Source organism: Photobacterium alginatilyticum (assembly GCF_009910675.1).
GTDB classification, from domain to species: Bacteria; Pseudomonadota; Gammaproteobacteria; order Enterobacterales; family Vibrionaceae; genus Photobacterium; species Photobacterium alginatilyticum.
Genome location: NZ_RSEJ01000017.1, coordinates 96,371 through 111,950 on the forward strand (window position 1 = coordinate 96,371; position 15,580 = coordinate 111,950).

19 protein-coding genes are annotated in these 15,580 nt (G+C 44.3%); 9 read left to right on the forward strand and 10 right to left on the reverse strand.

The window, feature by feature from the left end; translation table 11 throughout:
- Positions 1-65: 65 nt before the first annotated feature.
- From EIZ48_RS16230 to EIZ48_RS16240, 3 genes are all read left to right on the forward strand, one after another.
- Positions 66-416 (forward strand): nucleotide pyrophosphohydrolase, encoded by a 351-nt coding sequence (locus tag EIZ48_RS16230; protein ID WP_160653501.1) that lies wholly within the window; start codon positions 66-68, stop codon positions 414-416.
- 114 nt (positions 417-530) lie between these two features.
- Positions 531-932, forward strand: a complete 402-nt coding sequence (locus EIZ48_RS16235; protein WP_160653503.1) for a globin — start codon at positions 531-533, stop codon at positions 930-932.
- Complete coding sequence (locus EIZ48_RS16240; RefSeq protein WP_160653506.1) at positions 929-1,714, forward strand: ceramidase domain-containing protein; 786 nt, start codon at positions 929-931, stop codon at positions 1,712-1,714. Before EIZ48_RS16235 ends, EIZ48_RS16240 begins: the two co-directional genes overlap by 4 nt.
- A gap of 42 nt (positions 1,715-1,756) precedes the next feature.
- Here the strand turns inward: EIZ48_RS16240 and EIZ48_RS16245 are convergent, their stop codons facing one another.
- From EIZ48_RS16245 to nrdD, 3 genes are all read right to left on the reverse strand, one after another.
- Positions 1,757-2,020, reverse strand: a complete 264-nt coding sequence (locus EIZ48_RS16245) for a DUF2960 domain-containing protein (protein ID WP_160653509.1) — start codon at positions 2,018-2,020, stop codon at positions 1,757-1,759.
- Between the two features lie 207 nt (positions 2,021-2,227).
- The gene (gene nrdG / locus EIZ48_RS16250; protein ID WP_160653512.1) at positions 2,228-2,710 is read right to left on the reverse strand and encodes an anaerobic ribonucleoside-triphosphate reductase-activating protein; all 483 of its coding nucleotides are present in this window, start codon (positions 2,708-2,710) and stop codon (positions 2,228-2,230) included.
- Positions 2,711-2,796: 86 nt separating this feature from the next.
- The gene (nrdD, locus tag EIZ48_RS16255; protein ID WP_160653515.1) at positions 2,797-4,917 is read right to left on the reverse strand and encodes an anaerobic ribonucleoside-triphosphate reductase; all 2,121 of its coding nucleotides are present in this window, start codon (positions 4,915-4,917) and stop codon (positions 2,797-2,799) included.
- 465 nt (positions 4,918-5,382) lie between these two features.
- Between nrdD and EIZ48_RS16260 the strand changes: the two genes are divergently transcribed.
- Positions 5,383-6,372, forward strand: a complete 990-nt coding sequence (locus EIZ48_RS16260) for an endonuclease/exonuclease/phosphatase family protein (protein ID WP_160653517.1) — start codon at positions 5,383-5,385, stop codon at positions 6,370-6,372.
- 133 nt (positions 6,373-6,505) lie between these two features.
- Positions 6,506-6,640 (forward strand): hypothetical protein, encoded by a 135-nt coding sequence (locus EIZ48_RS29760; RefSeq protein WP_275690375.1) that lies wholly within the window; start codon positions 6,506-6,508, stop codon positions 6,638-6,640.
- A 70-nt stretch (positions 6,641-6,710) separates the two neighbouring features.
- Here the strand turns inward: EIZ48_RS29760 and EIZ48_RS16265 are convergent, their stop codons facing one another.
- The 6 genes from EIZ48_RS16265 to EIZ48_RS16290 form a co-directional block, all read right to left on the reverse strand.
- Complete coding sequence (locus EIZ48_RS16265) at positions 6,711-8,054, reverse strand: sigma-54-dependent transcriptional regulator (RefSeq protein WP_160653520.1); 1,344 nt, start codon at positions 8,052-8,054, stop codon at positions 6,711-6,713.
- A 277-nt stretch (positions 8,055-8,331) separates the two neighbouring features.
- Positions 8,332-8,787 carry a hypothetical protein gene (locus EIZ48_RS16270; RefSeq protein ID WP_240152992.1) on the reverse strand — a complete coding sequence of 152 codons (456 nt, stop codon included), beginning with the start codon at positions 8,785-8,787 and terminating at the stop codon, positions 8,332-8,334.
- Positions 8,788-8,849: 62 nt separating this feature from the next.
- A complete protein-coding gene (locus EIZ48_RS16275) occupies positions 8,850-9,524 on the reverse strand; it encodes a C39 family peptidase (protein ID WP_160653526.1) in 675 nt (224 codons plus the stop codon).
- Positions 9,525-9,683: 159 nt separating this feature from the next.
- A complete protein-coding gene (locus tag EIZ48_RS16280) occupies positions 9,684-10,256 on the reverse strand; it encodes a hypothetical protein (protein ID WP_160653529.1) in 573 nt (190 codons plus the stop codon).
- Positions 10,257-10,469: 213 nt separating this feature from the next.
- The gene (locus tag EIZ48_RS16285) at positions 10,470-10,802 is read right to left on the reverse strand and encodes a carbon storage regulator (protein ID WP_075767707.1); all 333 of its coding nucleotides are present in this window, start codon (positions 10,800-10,802) and stop codon (positions 10,470-10,472) included.
- Between the two features lie 41 nt (positions 10,803-10,843).
- Positions 10,844-11,443: a hypothetical protein gene (locus tag EIZ48_RS16290; protein WP_160653531.1), complete on the reverse strand. Its 600-nt coding sequence runs from the start codon at positions 11,441-11,443 to the stop codon at positions 10,844-10,846.
- Positions 11,444-11,859: 416 nt separating this feature from the next.
- On the opposite strand from EIZ48_RS16290, the gene EIZ48_RS16295 reads away from it, so the two are divergent.
- The 3 genes from EIZ48_RS16295 (at position 11,860) to EIZ48_RS16305 (ending at position 13,907) form a co-directional block, all read left to right on the forward strand.
- A complete protein-coding gene (locus tag EIZ48_RS16295; protein WP_338046927.1) occupies positions 11,860-12,897 on the forward strand; it encodes a transporter in 1,038 nt (345 codons plus the stop codon).
- Between the two features lie 113 nt (positions 12,898-13,010).
- Positions 13,011-13,409, forward strand: coding sequence for a DUF2750 domain-containing protein (locus tag EIZ48_RS16300; protein ID WP_160653534.1), 399 nt, complete (start codon positions 13,011-13,013; stop codon positions 13,407-13,409).
- A gap of 147 nt (positions 13,410-13,556) precedes the next feature.
- On the forward strand, positions 13,557-13,907 hold the full coding sequence (locus EIZ48_RS16305; RefSeq protein WP_160653537.1) for a HopJ type III effector protein: 351 nt from the start codon (positions 13,557-13,559) through the stop codon (positions 13,905-13,907).
- A 62-nt stretch (positions 13,908-13,969) separates the two neighbouring features.
- Here EIZ48_RS16305 and EIZ48_RS16310 read toward each other — a convergent pair whose 3' ends face one another.
- Entirely contained in the window at positions 13,970-14,287 is a 318-nt protein-coding gene (locus EIZ48_RS16310) for a hypothetical protein (RefSeq protein WP_338046926.1), read from the reverse strand.
- 297 nt (positions 14,288-14,584) lie between these two features.
- Between EIZ48_RS16310 and EIZ48_RS16315 the strand changes: the two genes are divergently transcribed.
- On the forward strand, positions 14,585-15,367 hold the full coding sequence (locus EIZ48_RS16315; RefSeq protein ID WP_160653543.1) for a RelA/SpoT domain-containing protein: 783 nt from the start codon (positions 14,585-14,587) through the stop codon (positions 15,365-15,367).
- The last annotated feature ends 213 nt before the right edge of the window (positions 15,368-15,580 follow it).

The following is a 15,580-nucleotide window of genomic DNA, read 5'->3' on the forward strand; positions in this document are numbered from 1 at the left end:
TTTGCAAGAGCACATAAAGCATCAGCTAAGGCTCGCTATCTCACCTGATACCCAAAGAGAACACTATGACATCCGAGATAAAACAGCTTCAGCAACAGCTGGCAAAGTTTGCGGCAGACCGAAACTGGGAGCAGTTTCACTCGCCTAAAAACCTGGCCATGGCATTAAGCGGGGAAGTAGGCGAACTCACTGAAATTTTCCAGTGGTTAACCCCCGAGCAAAGCGAGCATCTGCCAGAAGCCAAGAAAACACACCTCGAGGAAGAGATGGCCGATGTACTGATGTATTTGCTTCGTTTGGCAGACAAATGCGACATCGACCTTATGGCAGCATGTCAGAACAAGCTGATCAAGAACGAGCAAAAATACCCTGTCGATAAATGTTTCGGCAGTGCTAAGAAGTACAACGAGCTTTAGGAACCTACCATCGAGTTTGCTCTCAATTCTATGTAAAATGAGTTGCTTACGTTATTTTAGGAACCATACTCATATTATAGGCTGCCTTAAAATATCTATATCAAAGGAGATGGCATGGATATCCACGAAGTTTTTAACGACAGTTATGCAAGGTGCAACCAGCATCCTCACTTCTTTGATATCTTCTATAATCTCTTTTGTCAGAAAGACGACAGGTTCCGAGAGATGTTTGCCAATGTCGATATGCAAAAGCAGATATCAATGCTTAAAGCCTCGATCGCGATCATTTTACTGGCTCCCGTATCAGAGTCGGCCCGAGAGTCTGTTCGTTTTTTTGGCAAACGTCATGGCCCTCAAGGGATAGGAGTCAGCCCGCTGGACTTTGAAACCTGGCTTGACTGCCTGATGGAGACCGTCAATCAGTGTGATCCCAGCTATACGCCTGAGGTCGATCATGCATGGCGAGAATGCTTCAGGTTAGGCCTTGAGATCATGAAGACAGAGTGCGAAACATGACGGGTATTAGCTACGCGAGCCGACTTAGGCTGCTCCTTATCATTGCCATAACCCTTGCGATACTCGCCTTTTATTTCTCACCCATTACCCAGAGCAGAAACTTTTACGATTATGCCGATCAACGCACCTTCCTGGGTGTGTCCAATTTTTTCAATGTCATTTCCAACCTCCCTTTTCTGCTAGTCGGGTTACTGGGCCTCAAACGATTTCGCACCCATCACCTTAATGCAATCGAACCGAGAATCCGTTTGCTCTATCCAAGCTTCTTTATCGGATTAGTCGCCGCTTTTTTCGGCTCCAGCTACTATCACCTCGTCCCCAACGCATTTACCCTGATGCTGGATCGCATTCCTATCACGATTGCCTTTATCACCCTTTATTGCATTGTTCTGAGTGAATATATAAAACCGGCTATCGGATACCGCCTTGTTATTCCAGCGACACTATACGGATTGCTCTCTGTTGTGTATTGGTATGCGACAGATGTTATTAACGGCCGAGGGGACTTGTCCGCCTATGTATTAGTACAGGTGATCCCCATCATTCACTTGCCGCTGATAATAGGCTTGTTTACATCGCCTTTTAGTCACGGCAGCTACTACTTGTACGCGCTATTGGCTTATGTGCTTGCTAAGTGGGTGGAGTCAAATGACGAACAGCTATATGCGCTGTTAGGTGGCATCAGTGGTCATAGCGTCAAGCATCTGCTGGCCGCGCTCGGTGGATATATGATCTATCTAGGCTGGATTAAACGCGTGAAGAATACAACAGCGGGGAGCTAATGCCAGCTCCCTCGAACTTACACAAGGTTAAGAATGGCGAGACTATTTTTCGCCGATTCCCCGGTGCTCTTTTTTAGCCAGGGTAATTTTGCCAAAACCCAGCTTCTTAAAATGGTTGTCTCTAAAATCTCTGACCGCCTTGGATCCAGAAGATACAGCTTCTACTTGCTGCTCCATTCTTAGAAACTCAGTCAGGTCAATACCTTCCGCAGCCGCAACGGCCTCATGGATAGAACGGTATTGATCATAAGAGAATGCCAGCTGTTTCTCTTGTTTCTTGTAGGTATAGATAATGGTGCGTGACATAACGCCTCCGGCAGCAAAAAAATAGGTTGGGAATTTACCTTAACTCAACCGATGATGGAAGAGGGACGGCGATATTCAGCCAGTTTTCAGTATGAATCAGCATGGCTATAACGCCATTATCAAAGATTCATGCACTCCCTTTTCCCAAAGTTATACACAGAAACAGTGGATAACTCACATAATTCACACCGATTTGATCACAAAAAATTAACAATCAAGCTCATCTGATTGAAAATAGTGAATAACTTGATTAGCACTCCCCCGCCAAAGCAGCGACGGATCATGTTGTTCCTGGACAAACTTCCCGTCGACCAATGCGTCAATCAGGGCGACTACCTCACGCTGCGCGTCCGTTAACTCATCGAGTACATAACCAGTCCATAGCCAAATATCTTTACCTGCACACTCTTGCCGAACACGCTGAACAAGCTTTAACACCGCTTCAAGGTTGGCCGGATGCAATGGATCACCGCCGGATAATGACAGTCCGCGACGCTTGATTCGGGTATCGTTCAAATCCGAGATGATCTGATCTTCCATCTCCTGGGTAAACGGATGACCACAGTCCAGTCGCCAGGTGTTTTTGTTATAGCACCCTCGGCATTGATGCTCGCAGCCGGAGACAAACAACGTACAACGTGTCCCGGGGCCATTGACAACATCAACAGGATAATAGTTAAGGTAATTCATTATCTATCTCGCCAAAAAAAGAAGTGCCACTCATGGCACTTCTGCATTCGTCGTCTTGAAACGCTTAGCCTCTTAGGGCTCCGCGATTACATGTGCTTGACGCGACGCTTCACTTCTTCCTGCTTGCCGAAGTTAAACGGACGTGCATCCGGACTTCCCAGGTAGCCACATACGCGACGAGTTACGGAAACTTTCGACGGGTTGTGGTTGCCACACTTCGGGCAGGTAAAGCCTTTGCTGGTACAGTCAAATTCACCCATGAAGCCACATTCGTAGCATTCATCGATCGGCGTATTGGTGCCATAGTATGGAACACGGCTGTAGCTGTAATCCCATACGTCTTCCAATGCCTCGACATTGTGCTGAATATTCGGGTATTCGCCGTAGCAGATAAATCCACCGCTGGTGATTTCCGGGTACGGCATTTCGAAATCAATCTTGTCGTACGGGTTTACTTTCTTCTCAACATCCAAGTGGAAGCTGTTCGTGTAGTAGCCCTTGTCAGTGACACCTTCTACAACACCAAATTCTTTGGCATCGATGGCACAGAATCGGCTACATAGGTTCTCGCTCGGAGTACTGTAGAGGCTAAAGCCATAACCCGTTTCTTGTTTCCAGCGGTTCGTAGCTTGTTTCAGGTGCTGAACAATTGCGATGGCTTTTTCACGCAGTTCCTGGCTGTCAAATACGTGCGTTTCCGTTCCGTAAAGGGCATTAATCGCCTCATGAATACCGATGTAGCCTAGAGAAATCGATGCACGGCCGTTCTTGAAAATTTCAGCAACATTATCATCCGGCTGCAGTCGTACGCCACATGCCCCCTCCATATAGAGAATTGGCGCAACACGTGCCTTCACGCCTTCAAGACGGCTAATACGGGTTTCCAGAGCACGTCGTGCCAACGCCAGTCTGTCATCTAGCAGGCTATAGAAGCGCGCTTCGTCACCATTGGCCATCAGGGCAATACGCGGCAGGTTCAAGCTAACAACACCCAGGTTGTTTCGGCCTTCATGAACAAGCTCACCGTTCTCCTCGTAGGCATCCAGGAAGCTACGACAACCCATCGGTGTTTTGAATGACCCAGTCACTTCAACGACCTTGTCATAATTCAGGATATCCGGGTACATGCGTTTTGACGCACACTCAAGCGCGAGCTTCTTGATGTCATAGTTCGCATCACCGGTTTTGTGGTTCAGCCCGTCTTTGATAGCAAACACCAGCTTAGGGAAGACCGCGGTTTTACGGTTTTTACCCAGACCCTCAATACGGTTTTTCAGAATTGACTGCTGAATCATGCGAGATTCCCATGATGTGCCCAAGCCAAAGCCAAAGGTCACAAACGGCGTCTGGCCGTTAGCAGTATGCAGTGTATTGACTTCATATTCCAAAGACTGGAACGCATCGAAACACTCTTTCTCGGTACGGGCCTTGGCAAAAGCTTCTGGCTCGGCAATGCCCCACTCCTGAGCGATCTCAAGATGCTTGTTAAAACTGACTGTCACATAAGGAGCAAGCACTTCGTCGATACGGTTGATGGTGGTACCGCCATAGATATGGCTGGCTACCTGGGCAATGATCTGCGCAGTAACCGCAGTGGCCGTCGAAATCGATTTCGGCGTATCAATCTCGGCATTCCCCATCTTGAAACCGTGCGTCAGCATACCGTTCAGATCAATAAGCATGCAGTTAAACATCGGGAAGAATGGCGAATAGTCCAGATCATGGAAGTGAATATCACCCACTTCATGCGCCTTAACAATATCACGAGGCAACAAATGCTGCTTCGCATAGTGCTTAGCCACAATCCCAGCCAGAAGATCACGCTGAGTCGGGATCACCTTGCTGTCTTTATTTGCATTTTCGTTTAGCAGAGAAGCATTGCTTTGCTCAATCAAGCCTCGGATTTCGCCGTTAAGCAGGCTTTTTTTCTCACGAGCAATATCGCGATCATGACGGTATTCAATATAGGCACGTGCGACCGCCTTGTGCGGGCCTACCATCAAGTGATTTTCGACCGCATCCTGAATGACGTGAATGTCAACTTCTTCAACAGACATAAACTGAGAGAGCACACCGTCAGCCACCGACGCAGCATACGCCTCGTTCATCGCTTCTACTGATTCGGCTGCGCTTAGCACCGCTTCTTTAATACGCTTGGTATTAAACGGTACACGGCATCCATCACGCTTAATCACAACAGGTTTCACACGGGGCTCCTACGAAAATGACACTGTCACTTAAACACAAAATATAGGGTCTAGTGATTGGGCTAATACAAGATGTGGTGTATTAGGCGAGAAATCCGAAAAACAAACATTGATCTAAATCAGTTTTATTAAAGGACAGTACAGGGAACAACCGATGATTTTGAGCTAGTGCCAAAAAATGAATGTAAGCTTTTTTCTCAGCCTTTTTGTCAACAAATTTATTGCTTTCAATGCCGCTTTTTTAAAAAAATAGTCCTTGCAAATCGACAAATTTGGCGGGCTGATTTTCTGCCTGACTGGATTGTCTCGTTACCCATTTCTGATCACCGTGTAACTAACAAGTATGACAACACCCTCTTCTTTATCGCTGCCTTCCAACATCACTCAAAATGCCAAAATAAACCTCGCTTGTTACCTCCGCCGCCCCTCTAATCTTCATATCCGATAGTGACCCAGGTAAAACTCTTGCAGCGACGACTCATCAACATCGCCCTAATCATGATCTTAATGCTGCCTTCAGTGGTCTCCAGTGATGCACCCAATCACCAGGTCAACCCTTTTCCCCCTCTCAGTATTGTCAGCTGGAATATGCAGTGGCTAAGCACCGGCAGTAATAAAGCGATAATCACCCGGACGGCTCCCGACTATCGTCAGCTTGCCGGAATTGTCAGAGCGCTTTCTCCCGATATCCTTGCCTTCCAGGAAGTGAACAGCATTGATGCCATACAGGCTATACTGCCTCCCTCCGGCTATAAAATCTTTCTCTCGGACAGACGTCACTCCCCGACGGAAATTTTCTCTGATATCAACCAGTACACCGGATTTGCCATCAGAAATACCCTTCCAGTTGATGACCCACAGGATCTCAGCACGCTCAATGTCGGGAGCTATATCAAGGGCAAGACGAAACACGGACACAGGGCAACCACCAGGAAACTCAGATACGGTAGCTACATCGTTATCCACAAAGGAACCGATGCTGAGCTGCACTTACTGAATGTTCACCTGAAATCAGGTTGCTTTACACGAAAGTCGAAGAAAACTAGCAAGCCATGCCGTACCTTAAGACGTCAAGCCTCTGCCCTTGCTGGTTGGATACAACAACGTCAGGACAATAACGAACATTACATTGTGGTGGGTGATTTCAACCATCGACTAAACAGCCGATATCAATGGCTGTTAACTGCATTGAATCAGCAACTGTCATCCCCTGTATATAATCTCACGGAACATGTCGATGCCGCATGTTTAGTGTCGTACCGCAAGCGTGACGGAAGCCGGACAAATCGCCTGTACCGCTCTCTGATTGATCATGCCATCAGCTCTAAAGTAATCGCCAAGGCTATCGCCACCAACGGGTTAGTCTATCAGCACCACTTTACCGCAGGCGAGGTAGAAAAATACCAATTGTCTGATCACTGCCCATTAGTCATCTCGTTTTATAAAACAGGGTGATTTTTGAACAGTTCGATGTCGTTCATGAGATCATGATCGCTCTTTCATAAGAATGTCATTTAATCTTTGTAACGTTAGCTCTATAGATAAAGACCAACGACACATAAAGTGTGAGATAGATAATAGGACTAATATGGACGCGTTAAACCAATATACGTTTGTTGCGCCAACCGAAGATGAGCTCATGGTTGAGCAACCTGATACGCTATATCTCTCAGTTGACTGCGATGACGAGCAGGCCAATGACATAATTGTACTAGGCGAGTAGCTTGATTTAGTGCAATAGACTTGAACAAACCATAAAAAAAGCCCGATTTCTCGGGCTTTTTTTATGGTGCTTATTCTCGCGCATAACCATTATTGTAGTGCCTGACGTCTGGCACTATATTGTGCTTATTGAGTAATCGATACATGGTTGCCCTTGACACGCCAAGGTCCTTCGCGGCTGATGCTACCTGTCCTCTGTGTGTTTCCAACACAGCGACCAAAACATCCTTCTCCGCCTCATCCTTAATGTTTCTCAAGCTTTGCTTAAGGTTCGCCTTACTGGGCAAATCAAAGTGCTCAGCCCGAACTTCATTGCCTTCCGCCAACAAAGCAGCACGCTTGACCTGGTTAATAAGCTCACGTACGTTGCCAGGCCAGCTGTAACGTAACAGTAATTGTTTGGAATCTTCGGAAAACGATGCCGCCATCGTACTGTATTCCCTGGCAAACTTGGTCAAAAAAGTTTCAGCCAGCAGGAAGATATCCGAACCACGCTCTCTCAGGGTCGGCACTTTGATGTGGAAAACATTCAGGCGATAGAACAGCTCCTTGCTAAAGTCTCCGTTAGCAACGGCAGCCTCTAAGTCCGCGCTAGAGGACGCAATGATGCGGGCATCGGAAGATGCGTCATCATCAAGCGACTCCCCTGCCGGGATCTGGAGATATGTAAGGAGTTCATCTTGAAGCTCTTTGGACAGCTCTTCGACATTGTCCAACAAAATAGTACCGTTGAACTGGGAACCATCTTCGTTGGTATAACTGCCGTCAAGAAAGGCCATCTTCTCGTCGTCTCTGGTTAACGAACCGCAATTGACAATCACAAAAGGGGCATTCTTTCGCTTAGACAAATTATGGATTGATTTTGCTATCAGCTCTTTGCCGGTGCCGTTTTCGCCGGTCAGAAAAACATTAACTTCTGTTAACGCCACACGGCGCACCATGTCTCTTAACTGCTTGATAGACTTAGAGTCACCAAATAGTCCCATATCATGCTGAGACGTTATCTCGACCCACGAACTTGATTCAATATCGAGCATACCCAGTTGATGGCCAACAGTATCAAGTAAGTGGCTGCCAGGAATAGGTACTGAGAAATAGTCGACACAAAAGTTATTAATAAACTGACAAATCGCATCAGTTTTTAATTGCTCTTTTTTGATAATCGCAATCCATTTCACTTGCTTGGTTTTATTTGCCCTCAAAGAAATGCTGTTTAAGCTAAAATCATTATTGCTTAAGTCAACAATACAAATGCATGGGCTGAACTCTTCCAGGATTGAGTCAGCCGTCCGTAGGTCATAGCAGCAATGGGTTTTCCAACCAGATTGTTCAAGAAGCGCAATCCAAGGTTCATAGTTACATCCAATTGCAACCAGTCGACCATTAATTGATTTATTTTGACATTGAGCCACCATCGAAGTCACCTTCTATCAATGTGCATATTATTATTGATGTCTTAAAAATATAGGCAATAAACGACAGTTTTGCAGGGTATCAGTTGTAAGAAATGTATTGAAAAGTTATTACTTCATAGTATTGCGAAAAAGAGTCAATATTAATCAACAAGTTATTAATAATAAAAACGGCACTTAAGTATAAGTTTCTGTATTCAGTTCAACTAATGAACAACAAAAAAGGTACAGCTTTTATACTGTACCTTCCTAAATGACAAATTATTACTATGAAAACGGTTTAATAACCATTGTGAAGGATAGAGTTCTCAAGCCTATTCCTATAAATGGATTGCTGAATGAACCCATTAACATCAGCTTCGATATCCATAATCATCTGAGTATTTATTCTCGTACCGTCATTTGAATTTTGAATAATAAAGCCTGTACTATTAGGACTTGTATTCGCTGTATTAATATTATTATCACCTATATCAATTACATATAGAGGATCTTGAAAATCTAGAGATTCTCCACCTGACGGGTCAACTAATTTGCCATTGTTAATGGTAAAGTCAGCAATACGCGTTGTCAGAACTTCCTCTCCATTAATTGCCGTACTCATCGTCAAACCAATATTTATGATATTGTCATTTATAGAGACAAAACCACCTCGTATAGATGACATATCACTATCAGATAATGATGTTAGCCCTAGCTCATCAATAGAAGGGAAGCTGATAGAAGCATTAGCCATAATAGCTACACCTCCTATCGTCGATGCGACGAATATACGAGTTAATTTATTCATGCTAGCCTCTAATAATCGTTTGCACCAGGTAGTGTAATACTAAACGTTGCAAGTGAGTCTCTAGCTATCGCCTCTGATGACGGCGACGGCGTATAGACGTTATAATTTTCAGCAGTGATAAAGCTCTCACGGCCTTTTACTGCTTGGTTTTTAACCAACAACACAGACCCCTTATAGTAGGTCTTAAAATCATCGATTGGCATTACGACAGTTCCCCGTGATGGATCGCCAAGGATAACTTGACTGCTATTCATTCCTTTAATAACCACAAAGTGCATATAGCCATCAAAGTTGACGATAGTAATTGCAGGAATCCTTATTTTACTAAACTTATCGAGGGGAATGTTGTAGCCATTAGCATCTAACCCTATCGAAACAAGATAGTTTTTCATATCTAACATAGAAAAACCTTGTTTCTCTATTTTTTCTTTATTTCCATGTTTGAACATATATTTGAAAACATCATTTTCTGATGTTTCAAGATCATAGTGGTAAGTAACCAGAGATGCGACAGCAGCAGAACCACAACTAAAATCATATTGTTGTCTGAAAACATCACCAAATAACTGCTCTTGATAACTTTTCACTTCAACATTATACGCCCCCCTATTAGGGAAATAATCCAGCGCATAAATACTACTACTCGCAAGTAGACCAGTGGTAAACAATATTGATCTAATCATAATCTATACCGCTTTGGTTTCTCAGCCTTGATACCGCAGCATCTATATTCGAACATGAATAAAAGATAGTACTTTTGATAAACCAATAATTATCAAAACTAATAATTGCTGGCTAACAAGCAGAATTAATGAAAGGGCCCTAAAGGCCCTTTATCCAGCCTAGTAATCACCACCAGGACTTACTACGCCTCCACCTGTGCCAACAAGCGCTGCATTTGTAGCTGTTGTTTGCTGTACCATAGAGTTGTTACCGACGTTCTGACCAGCAATACTGATACCTGAAGCATCACCAAACGCTCTGTTCATGCTGTTGGTCTGCATCACTGTCACGTCCGATCCGTTTTTGCCCTTACAGCATGCACCACCATAGGTGACTTCCGCATCCATAATGTGACCATACAACTTTGAATCTGCCAGATAGGTATTGATCTCAACGTCGAGTTCTTTCTCTAAAGAATTATCAATATCTTTGTTATATGTTTCGGTTACCTTGTACAGATTTCCTACATCTTTGAGTTCAAGGACATCATTATCCTTGTTACCAACATTGCCGATATAGAGATCTTTCGTAGCTGTGAGCTCTACATCTTTTGTAACATCCAGATTACCGCTATCTTCAATGGTGATGTCACCATCGTGACCATAGTATCCATAACCACTATCATGGTCATCTGCAAGGGCCATCGGTGAAGCCACAAGTGCCGCAATCAGCATAATATTATTTTTACGCATGATATTACTCCAAAAATTATCAGTTCTTATTTTAATATCCGTGCATTTTAGTTATACCATCGCCTTTATTTATAATCCTAATATTAAGCGATGGTACAATCATATAACAAAAGAAGTATTGTTCTTTATCCTGCGAAACTAAACATTATTCCATTTTAGTTTTATGGGTCGCTGACATATTCATTAATATGTCAGCATAGATAGACTAACAATTTACTTCAATGTCAGGTTAACCACGGTCGCATTCTGAATTAACACATTGTTACCAGAGTTCTGGACTACATTTAATACACCCGATGCATTACTAAATGACCCTGAGTCAATAATATTGTCACCCGTTGTATTATTGTAAGCCCCATTACCTGCAACATCGCCATACATATCTGAACTTGCGTGAATATTATCAATCTTCAGCTCGTATTGACCGCCACGAGACTGCGTCATCATATCCTCACTCAATATTTCAGAGTTTGCTAGAATATCCAACTCATCTGCAATACCCCCACTAGAAAAAAGAGCAACTGCTATCAGTGTTAAATATCTCATGACTTCCTCCTGAGAGTTGATAAACAACCCTCAGTTATGTGTTATTGACTGGTTAACATTGCATTTGTGCTAGCACTTTGCTGAACCAACGAGTTATTACCCGCATTCTGACCAGCGATATTGATACCGGATGCGCCTGTAAATGCATCCTGCATGGTGTTACTTTGAGTGACATTCAATGTATGCTGAGCTGGGTCACCATAACCGTCACCATAGTAGCCATGGCCATCACAGCAAGCACCACCGTAAGTAACTTCACTATAAGTAACTGCACCGTCTAAGGTTGAAGTTGCCATATAATAGTTTTCTTCAATATCAATAGTAATATGCTTACTGTTGTCATATTCACTATTATCAGTGAGTTCGTAGATATCTTTGTTATTTACATCATACAGTAACATGTAGTCACTATCATCGTTGTAACTGTCTTTAATAGAAACATCTTTTTCTAGTGTTACTGTTAGATTTTTTTCAACATCAGTGTTGAATGAATCAGTGATTGTTTTGTCATTATCACTGTCACTGCCAGAACCATAGCTTGAACCACCATATGGATCATGACCGTAATCATAAGGGTCATTTGCTAATGCTAGAGGTGAGCTAACAACTGCTACTAATAGTGCGATATGTGTTTTACGCATGATCCTACTCCAAATATAATGAGTCGTTATTTTTTATAATCACTCGCATGACTTCGCGAGATAACTTAATCATAGTTTTCGCCACTCGTACTTTTGTATTATTTTTAATAAACACACAGCTATTTGAATATAAGTTTTTTGCTTTAATCACCTTACTTTATAACGCCTTAAAGATAATAAACCGTCTCAACTTTAGAATGACAGATTTGATTTTTTGAGAAATTTTCTTACCTTTAATTAAAATAATAAAGTAGCGTAAATATCTCAGTGATAAGACACTTATTTAAGATTCTCAGGTGACAACTTTTTCTCATTTATACTACTCTTTTCTTATTAGCTTGTATGAGTATAAACATACAACTTCATATGATTTTTTTGGGGCATACACTTGTTATCTAAGTGAGGGAATCGTGAGTATTATCAATAAAATAAGCTATATTGCGCTTCTTGCTTTATTTCCAATAACCGCTCCGGCGGAAGAATCAAAGGCGTCCAAGGAAAGTGAAAAGCCCAAGCGAGTACAAACCGTTGCCGATATTCTCGAGCAACCTGGTGTTTTGACGCCTAAAGGCTCTTTCGTTCTTGATACTTCTTTGTCATATACCCAGAACTCTTCTAACTCGGTATCCGTTGTCGGCTATACCGTTCTTCCTTCGCTTATTGTCGGGTTAATACGAGCCAGTGATATTGACCGAACAACCTTAACCTTCGGGCTAACCGGGCGTTACGGCATCACTAACCGACTAGAGGTTGAGGCGCGTATTCCATGGGTCTACCGCACAGATTCCATTTCTGAGCGGGACCTGAACAGCGGTTCTAATGCAGCAACCCTGCGTACTGTTGACGGCAACGATATTGGCGATATTGAAGCTGCCTTCAAATACCAGATAAACATGAAAGAGGCACCCTACTGGATCGGTAGCCTGCGCTTCAAGAGCACAACGGGCAAGTCCCCCTATGATGTGCCTATTAATAGCCTGAATGACTTTGAAGAGCTGCCTACAGGTTCCGGCTTCCCCAGCATCGAGCCCGGTATCACCATGATCATGCCTATCGATCCCGCCGTTATTTTCATGAACTTCAGTTATATCTGGAATATCAAAGATGACGTCGAAGTCGATATCGACATCACTGACGACGATAACAACACTGAAAATATCCGCGTCGATACCATCGACCTAGGCGATACCATTGCCTTTAGTGCAGGAATGGGCTTTGCCGTGAACCCCAAATTCTCATTCAGTCTCGGCCTGAGCCACAAAACTATCCTGAAATCCAAAATCAATGGAACAACAGCCAGTGATGCCAAGTTGCTGCAACTTGACTCACTCTCGTTTGGCGCGAACTATGCCATCGACAGAGATACAACCATCAACGTCGGCGCAACAGCCGGTATCACCGCAGATGCGCCAGATTTCCAGCTATCCGTTCGTATCCCATATACCCTGAAATAACACCCTCTCCTATTCACCCCGGCTTATGAAGCCGGGGGACCACTATCAATGACTAAAGTCTAATTTTCCTCTATGCTATAACGCTTAAAATAAGCAGTAACAGGAATGAATACATGTCCAACCCATTAGACTCATCCCAGATCACGGCTATCCAGGCCTACGATGCGGAGAAGCGTTACAAGTACCTGGTGAAAGAAGTTGTTTCTAACCGCCAGATCTGGATTCTGACTGATGAACATGGCTGTGTCATGTTAAATACGGACGACGAGGATTGCGTACCCGTATGGCCGAACAAGGAATTTGCTGAGTCATGGGCAACTGGAGAGTGGGAATCTTGTAAGGCCGAGGCTATTTCTCTGAACAAATGGCACAGTCGCTGGACTCACGGCCTGGAAGATGACGAGCTGGCCGTGGTGATTTTCCCGAATCAGGATGAAGATGGCTTAGTTGTTTATCCTGATGAGCTTGATTACGAGTTAAAACAGCAAGAACGAAAGCATAATCAGCGCTAGTCGACTTTCAGTTCGTCTTGATGCCGAGCGCTCGGCGAATAGATAAAGGGCTGTGACAGCCCTTTTATTCGCTAGCGCTCCTGCTGTTTAGTCCCTACTCGGCTACTATCAATTTCTGACTTTACCAACTGATGGAGATGTACCGCCATGGAAGCGCTACTCAACAAGATCAAACAGTCCCCAGAGCAGGTTGGCTTTGACACTGTCATCGACCTTATCCAGCAACACTACCTTTACACACCTACGGCCTTCTCCAATGGACTTGGCAAGGAAACGCTGGTCAACACGGCTGGCAGCAATGAGGGATCATGCCGTATCTTTGCCTTTGCTCAACTGCACCAACTCTCAGAGGCTGAAACATTAGCGTGTTTCGGGGATTTCTACCGTGAAGATGTCCTTCAGAACCCTGATGGGGACGATCACAAGAACATCCGAAATTTCATGAAATACGGTTGGCAGGGTATTCAATTCTCTGGGCGGGCTTTGTCAGAGAAGTAGCCTGGGTATAGTGAAGCTAGATACTGTCAGGTGAGGGGCAGACGCCCCTCGACATGTCAGGTCTAGTCGTTAAGCGGTTTCTGGCAGTGTGAACATTTCTCGGCCGGTTTCATAAAAAACGGGGCGCGAGTCGCTCTTCCACATGCTGCGCAAAACTTGGTTGCACGAATTGTTAGCCAGGTTAACGGCACCATAAAGGCCAGTAGCCCCAACATCATCGGCATTGGCGGCTGTACATATACGATCACCGCCCCAATAACGACATTGCTAAAGATGGTATACACAGGCCACAATCTTCGCTTGCGCTCGACGTCTGATCCTCGCTGAAACAACATATAACTGCCAACAGACAACCCCAGCCATACAATGGCAAATGTCACTAATAGTTCTTGCTGCACAATCAACACTCACTCAATAAAACTTAACGCCATCAGTCTACCACTCCTGCTGTCCTATCAACTAACTTCGCCACTTTTTGTTACAAATCGATTAGATTTCATCCAAGCCCAAAAACGGATTTTGCTCAGTTTGGGAAGCCAATCACAACCTGAAAAAACGAAGCCTTATTTTTGCGGCGAGCGTCCTTGAAAACCGGGCCTCCGGACAGATATCTTAACTGAGCGGATAAAACGACGATCCGTAACCACTTTCGTTTAGTGGTGATACAAGGAGTTTTAATGGTTGCAAAATCTTTATTGAGAACATGTTTTGTTCTGATGTTTGTTCTTGGCCGAAGCCCGGTTGCTTCAGCCGCGTTACCTGAATATAACAATGCTGATATTGAAAACCCCTCCCCTGTCCAAGGCTCCAAAGAAACATTCCAACGCTCTCTTAGTGGCCTTTACTCAATCCCTAGTTACCGTTCTCCAACCCTGATTCAGCCTCACTCTGACTTCGATGCTCTGTATCAACAAGCAGCCTCTGCCCAAAGCGAGCTTGAAGATGTACTCAGTCAGGTCAGCCTACTCACAGCCGCCCAACCGGTGTTACCCGGCCTGAAATCAAAAGCCCGGGCGCAACAAAAAATCGCAACGGAACTAGAAGGCCAAACTGAACTGCTAACCGATTTAGCACGAGGCTCACTGGTAACCAACAACATTGGTAGCCTTGTTCAGTCATTTGAACTACTGAACAAGGAAGTCACCGTCGTCGAGGTCAAAAACCGCTTCAAGACCCCTGCGCCGTCAGGCTACCGCGATCTGAAGCTACTCGTGCGTCTACCTAAAACCCAGCACATTGCTGAAATTCAACTTCACCTAGAGGAAATTTCCGTAATCAAAAATGGTGCCGAGCACGAGATATATGAACAAATTCAGACCATCGAGCGCAAGGCCACGACAGAGCAGCGAGACCTAAACGATATCGAATTAGCCAAACTCGCATCATTGCGACAGCAGTCCCGGGCGATGTACCAGACCGCATGGCATCAATACCTACAACCAGAGGCTATTGCCAGCTAATTAAACCTCATTATTCAGCCCGAGCAGCATTTCTGTCGGGCTGAAATATCTAAAGCTCAGCCCTTCAGCAAATTCATCTTCCGTTCAGATTACTTTGTTATTCTACAGTCCAACAAAGAGAAGCTCTTAACAGCCTGATACGTCACTTTTCCAAACCTTCGGTTTGAAGGCCACCGTTTTACGTATATCGCTGAAGCCGAAAGGCTGTACCCA